The sequence below is a fragment of the Streptococcus parasanguinis genome (genome assembly GCF_001578955.1).
Taxonomy (GTDB): domain Bacteria; phylum Bacillota; class Bacilli; order Lactobacillales; family Streptococcaceae; genus Streptococcus; species Streptococcus parasanguinis_U.
Map to the genome: position 1 here is coordinate 48,612 of NZ_KQ969689.1, position 6,151 is coordinate 54,762.

Here is a 6,151-nt window from a genome sequence, read left to right on the forward strand (position 1 = left end):
CAGTGAGAAAAGTGCTAGAAATAGGATTGTTTCTAGCACTCGGGAGTTTTGAAACTTTAGGTTCAAAACTAGGTCATGGAACTTCTTCGAAGTTCGCTGACGTCCGTACTCACCTAAGGAAAGTTTCAAAAATGACTTTGTCTTCAATCTGAAAACGAAAACCTTGTCTTAGTTCTTTCATTTTCTCAATTCTTGTAAGAGTGTTTGTGCCTTTTCTAAGTTAAAGGGTTTATTTTCAAGGAGTTGGCTGACCAATCGGGGAACTTCCTCTTCCTTAGCACCTGCTAGAAGGGCTAGGGAGCGTGCTTGGAGTTTCATATGTCCTGCTTGGATCCCTGTGGTGACAAGGGCTTTGAGGGCTGCGAAATTCTGCGCCAAACCGAGCGAAGCGATGATACCTGCTAATTCAATAGCAGAAGGCTCTCCTAGCAAACGGTGGCTGACTTGAACCGTTGGGTTGAGGCCAATCGAGCCTCCTTTTGTCGCAACTGGCATTGGCAGGGTGATCTCTCCATAGAGTTTTTTCTCTTCTGGCTGACTTGTCCAGTGGCTCAAGCCCTTGTATGAACCACTTTGTGCAGCATAGGCATGGGCTCCTGCTTCGATGGCCCGCCAGTCATTGCCTGTCGCAAGGACTAGGGCATCAATCCCGTTGAAAATTCCCTTGTTATGAGTGGCTGCTCGGTAAGGATCCACTTGGGCCAGTTGGCTGGCTAACTCCATCCGGTGGGCAATCTCAATGGCTTCCTCAGGATTTCGACTCAGTGCTTTAAAATCGATGGCACATCGTGCACTCACCAAAGAGCGAGTAGCCAAGTTGGATAAAATTGCCATCAAGGCCTGACCACCAGAGAGTTCCTGGATACGATCGGTCAGAGCTTCTAACATGGTATTGAGCATATTGGCCCCCATGGCTTCTTTGGGATCGACAGCCAAGTAGACAATAAGAAAGTCCCCCTTGTTTTCGACCCAAAGATCTATCGCTCCACCTCCACGCTTGACGATCGAAGGATAGGCTTCATTAGCCAGCTGAAGAAGAGTTTCCTTGTCTTCGAGGATGCGCTTGCTTGCAGTATTCCTATCTTCAACATCCGTCAGAGCAATCTCACCGATCATTTGGCGCTGGTGCACCTGGGTGGTGAAGCCGCCCGAACGTTGAATGAGCTTGGCCGCAAAGCTGGCAGCTGCGACCACGGAAGGCTCTTCTGTGACCATGGGAAGGACATAGTCACGACCATTGATCAGGAAATAAGGAGCAAGGCTAAAGGGCAAGTCAAAAGTCGACAAGACATTTTCCGTCAATTGATCTGCAATAGAAAGGGGAAGTCCCTTTTGTTCTTTTAAGATCTGTGCTTCATCCCAAGTTAAGAGGCCTTCCTTCAGTAAGGCCTCTATGCGTTCTGTGGGCGAAAGTTTTGCAAAACCTGGTAATCGTGCCATTATTTTTCTACTTTCTGATAAATGCGTTGGTGTTCCTTGATCTCTGTCAAAGCAAAAGTTTGATGCGTAGCAGGCTCAAACACTTGATTGCCACTAGGATCTAGATCTACTTCCTCATAAAAGAGTCGTTCGTAGTCAGAAACACTAAGAACCGTACGTTGGTCCAGTTTTTCCATGCGTTTGTGATCTAAGAGTTGCTCAAAACCAGGAACAAGGTTGGCACTAAAGATCTCAGAAACCGCTCCACTTCCATAGCTAAAGAGGGCGATTCGGTCCCCAGCTTTGAGTTGGGGGTCATTTTCCAGTAGTGACAACAAGCCTAGGAAAAGAGATCCAGTGTAGATATTTCCCACGCGTTGGCTGTATAGAATCGATTGATCAAAGTTGTATTGTAATTGATCTTTTTTCTCTTCTGACACTGACTTATCCAGGATTTTTTTCAAGCCCTTGAGAGCTAATTTCGGATAAGGCAAGTGGAAGCAGACGGCCGCAAAGTCTGTTAAGACAAGGCCAGTTCGTTTCTGGTATTCCGCCCAGGTTGTTTTCAGAGAATCTAGATATTGTTGCGTTGAATAAATCCCATTCACGAAGGGAGTTGTCGCATAATTTGGACGCCAAAAATCCATGACATCACGTGTTTGGGCAACATTGTCATCGTTAAAAGATAGAATACGAGGATTGTGGCTGATTAGCATGGCAACCGCTCCAGCCCCCTGTGTTGGTTCTCCAGGAGTTCCAATTCCGTATTTAGCAATGTCACTGGCAATGACCAAAACCTTACTCTGTGGGAATTTTTCAACATGGAGTTTAGCATAATCCAAGGCAGCAGTCGCAGCATAACAGGCTTCTTTCATCTCAAAAGAGCGAGCGAAAGGCTGGATGTCTAGTAAGCCATGGACAAAAACAGCAGCAGCCTTACTCTGGTCAATTCCAGATTCTGTCGCAAGAATCACCATGTCGATCGCTTCTTTGTCTTCGTCTGTTAAAATATCATCTGCTGCAGTAGCAGCCAATGTGACGATGTCTTCTGTGATCGGCGCAACACTTTGTTCTTTTAAGAGAAGACCCTTGCTTAGTTTTTCGGGATCGGTATCACGAGCAGTAGCCAAATCTTCTAAACGCAAGACATAAGGACTCGTCGCAAAACCAATCTTATCAATCCCAATTGTCATTCTTAACCTCTTTTTTATTTGATATCTACTAGTATATTTCGTTACTATTCTACCATATTTAAGAGCAAAATTCCCTTGAAAAAGCTAGATCCTATTGGAAATCATTCTTAGGACCGAATTTGAATCGTTGCTGGTTAGAAATTAATGTGGAAGGTCAAAATAGAGAATAATAAAGAAAAAGACTCAACTTTTGTTTACTAAAAGGAATGGGTGAATGATAGAGTAGATGATTTTAAAAGGTCCTAATTTTAGGTAATAGGTGGTCCTTGAAAATTCAATTATCTGTGTCTTTGATGATATTTTAAGGAGGGAAAAGCATCAAATCAGTTTTCTATTCACCAGTTTCTATACAGCTCCTACTTAATAGTTAGAGATCTTTTTAGTTCCAAGTGATTTGCTTGGAGCATTCGCGTATGTATTCTATAAGTCTACAGACAATCATAAAAAGAAAAGCAATCAATGCTAGTTTACATTAGCTGCTTTTCTTTTCTGATAACGTTGATAAGAATGATACAGTTTCAAGACGACAGAGCCACTAGCCATCCCGATGGAAATCACCAAGGCCAGAATAACCACCAGGGTCACGCTGGTCACTGCCTGGCGATATTGACCACTGACAAAAAAGGAAGTCGTCCGATAGGAAATATATCCAGGAACTAAGGGGGCGAGAATGGATAACATAAAGACCACAACAGGAGTCTTGAGAACGATACTTAAAATCTGACTGATACAGGATCCTACAATAGCGGCGATAAAGGTTGCTACGATGACATTGGTAGGCCCTTTTAGTACATAGTAAAGCAACCAAATGCTCATGCCTAGGATTCCTCCAGGGATTAGCATGGAGCGTTGCACATTGAGGACGATTAAAAAGGTAATGATGGCAATCAAACTGGCCACCGCTTGGATTAAAAATTCAGTTAGGTTCATCATTTTATTTCATAAGGACTAGGGCGACCGTAGTTCCGGCACCAAGTGCAAGTGTGATAAGGAGGGTCTCAAAAAGTTTACTCATCCCTGAGTTGAGGTGGTTGTTCATAAGATCCCGTACAGCATTGGTCATGGCAATTCCAGGAACGAAGGGCATGACACAGCCAGCGATAATGAGATCCGTATTGGAAGGAAAACCACTATATTTGGCCCAGATATGGGCTAAAAATCCAAAGATAAAGGCGGCCGCAAAGGCTGTTGCAAAAGGAATACGAACGTATTTCTCAACGACAAGTGAAAAAGAAAAGGCAAAAACAGTTGCGATGACTGCCCCAATCGCGTCGTAGACATTTCCTCCAAACATGATGGAGAAGAAAGGCGCACTGAGAGTCGCCGCAATGGTCAACTGGAGATTGGTATAAGGAACGCGCTTATTTTTTAACTCTCTCAAGGCCTGGTAGGCTTGAGAGAGATCCATCTCTCCAGAGACCAGTTGACGAGAGATCTGGTTAACATCACAGACCTTTTCAATATTGTAATTGGTCCGTAAGATCCGTTTCATACGCGTGATATTGGCATTCTCGATTGAAAAGAAAATAGCGACCGGCATCGCTAAAGCATTGCAATCGTCGATTCCCTGTGAATGGGCAATCCGGATCATCGTATCTTCGACTCGGTGGATCTCAGAACCGCTTTCTAACAGGAGAGTTCCAGCTAACATCAGAACGTCGATCACTTGGTTGATCTGTTTTGACTCTTCCATAATTTCCTTCTTACTAAATAATCTGTTTCTATTATAGCAAAAAAGGACGAGAGACAGAACTAAAATCTGACAATTCTAGTTTGTTTCTTATCCTTTCTGAATTCGTTTAGAATAGCTATTGTTTAGTTTTATCATTCGTTAACTCGGGTGGTGATGCTGCACGGTCATATCCTGGACGAGAAGGGTTGCTAAAAAGATCAGTGCAATCAAGATAAAGAGCCAAATAATAGCGAGAACAAATGCTAAAAACATAGGATCACCCCTTCTATATTATTTACAGCTCTACTATAACATTTGAAGAAAACGCTGTCAAACTCTATGTGGTAGGCTCTTAAACTCTTTCAAAATTCAGAATAATCTTGCGATGGGATGAAAAAACCAGCCGTTTCCGACTGGTTTATATGATTTGCTTGAATCTTAGCTCAATGCATCATCCATTGAAAGAACTTCGTGGAAGACACGTTGTGTCAATTCAGTTTTTTGTTCTGGAGTGAGGTATTTAGTGTTTACACAGTATCCAGAGATACGAACGATAACGTCTTCACCTGACATGATCTTTTCGTAAACATCGTTCAAGTCCATAACGTTCAAATTACAGTGTTGACCACCATTTTCAAAGTAACCATCAAGGATGGTTACCAAGTTGTCTACTTGTTCGTCACGAGTTTTACCAAGTGCACGAGGAGAAACTTGAGTAGTGAGTGAGATACCATCAGCTGCGTAACCAAAGTCAAGGCTAGCAAGTGAGTTCAAGTTTTGCAACCATCCACCACGAGCTTTGTTAGATGGGTTAGCACCTGGAGAGAAGAATTCCAATTTGCTAGTGTTCACAGAACCATCTTCGTTGAGGTATACCCCTTTGTGGACTGGTGAGTTACCAGTTTGTTTAGAGTAAGCAACGTTTGAAGTGATGGTAAGAAGTGATACAGTAGCTTCAGCATCTTTGTAAAGTTTGTGGCTGCGAAGACGAGTAGTGTAAGCTTCGATTAACCATTCTGCCAATTCGTTAGAACGAGGATCATCTTCACCCCAACGTGGGTATTCACCGATTGTTTCGTAATCGTAGATGTAACCATCTTCGTCACGGATTGGTTTAACAGTAGCGTATTTGATGGCTGACAAGGTATCAACAGTGTTAGCGAATCCACAGATACCGAATCCCATGTTAGCACGTTGGTGAGTTGGCAAGAAGGCCATTTGAACTGCTTCGTAGTTGTACTTATCAGTCATGTAGTGGATGATGTTCAAAGCATCTACATAAGTATCAGTCAACCAGTCAAGAGATTTTTCGAAGTTTGCTTTAACAGATTCGAACTCAAGAACTTCGTCACGGATAGGATCGATGTCGAATACTTTGTAGTCTTTATGAACATCGTCGTACCCACCGTTCAAACCAGTAAGAAGAGCTTTAAGCACGTTTACACGAGCACCGAAGTATTGGATGTTGTGACGTTGTTCTTCGTTTTCTGGGTCAAGTGGAGATACACAACATGAGATACAGCTCATTTCACCGTATCCATCTTTCGCCATTGTTGTTACACCTTCGTATTGGATAGAAGAGTGTTTGTGGCTCATGTGCATACAGTAGCGACGGAAGCTATATGGCAATTTGTCAGTCCAAAGAACGGTCAAGTTTGGTTCTGGAGAGTTACCGATGTTGTCCAAAGTGTTCAAGAAACGGTAGTCCATCTTCGTAACACGGTGACGACCGTCGTTACCCATACCAGCCATAGAAGTTGTGATGAAGGTTGGGTCACCTGAGTACAATTCGTCGTAAGCTTTTGTACGAGCAAATTTAACAGTACGCAATTTCATAACGAAATCGTCAACGAATTCTTGGATTTCT

At 43.0% G+C, this 6,151-nt stretch carries 5 protein-coding genes; all 5 read right to left on the bottom strand.

Annotated elements, in window-relative coordinates; translation table 11 throughout:
* Positions 1 to 177: 177 nt before the first annotated feature.
* Positions 178 to 1,440: a hydroxymethylglutaryl-CoA reductase, degradative gene (locus SPADD19_RS00245; RefSeq protein ID WP_061454889.1), complete on the bottom strand. Its 1,263-nt coding sequence runs from the start codon at positions 1,438 to 1,440 to the stop codon at positions 178 to 180.
* Complete coding sequence (locus tag SPADD19_RS00250) at positions 1,440 to 2,612, bottom strand: hydroxymethylglutaryl-CoA synthase (protein ID WP_061454890.1); 1,173 nt, start codon at positions 2,610 to 2,612, stop codon at positions 1,440 to 1,442. Before SPADD19_RS00250 ends, SPADD19_RS00245 begins: the two co-directional genes overlap by 1 nt.
* A gap of 462 nt (positions 2,613 to 3,074) precedes the next feature.
* Complete coding sequence (locus tag SPADD19_RS00255; protein ID WP_037617035.1) at positions 3,075 to 3,542, bottom strand: threonine/serine exporter family protein; 468 nt, start codon at positions 3,540 to 3,542, stop codon at positions 3,075 to 3,077.
* Between the two features lie 4 nt (positions 3,543 to 3,546).
* Positions 3,547 to 4,305 carry a threonine/serine exporter family protein gene (locus SPADD19_RS00260; protein WP_003016764.1) on the bottom strand — a complete coding sequence of 253 codons (759 nt, stop codon included), beginning with the start codon at positions 4,303 to 4,305 and terminating at the stop codon, positions 3,547 to 3,549.
* 417 nt (positions 4,306 to 4,722) lie between these two features.
* Positions 4,723 to 6,151 (bottom strand): pyruvate formate lyase family protein (locus SPADD19_RS12125; protein WP_277619453.1); only part of this gene is annotated, 1,429 nt, incomplete at its 5' end.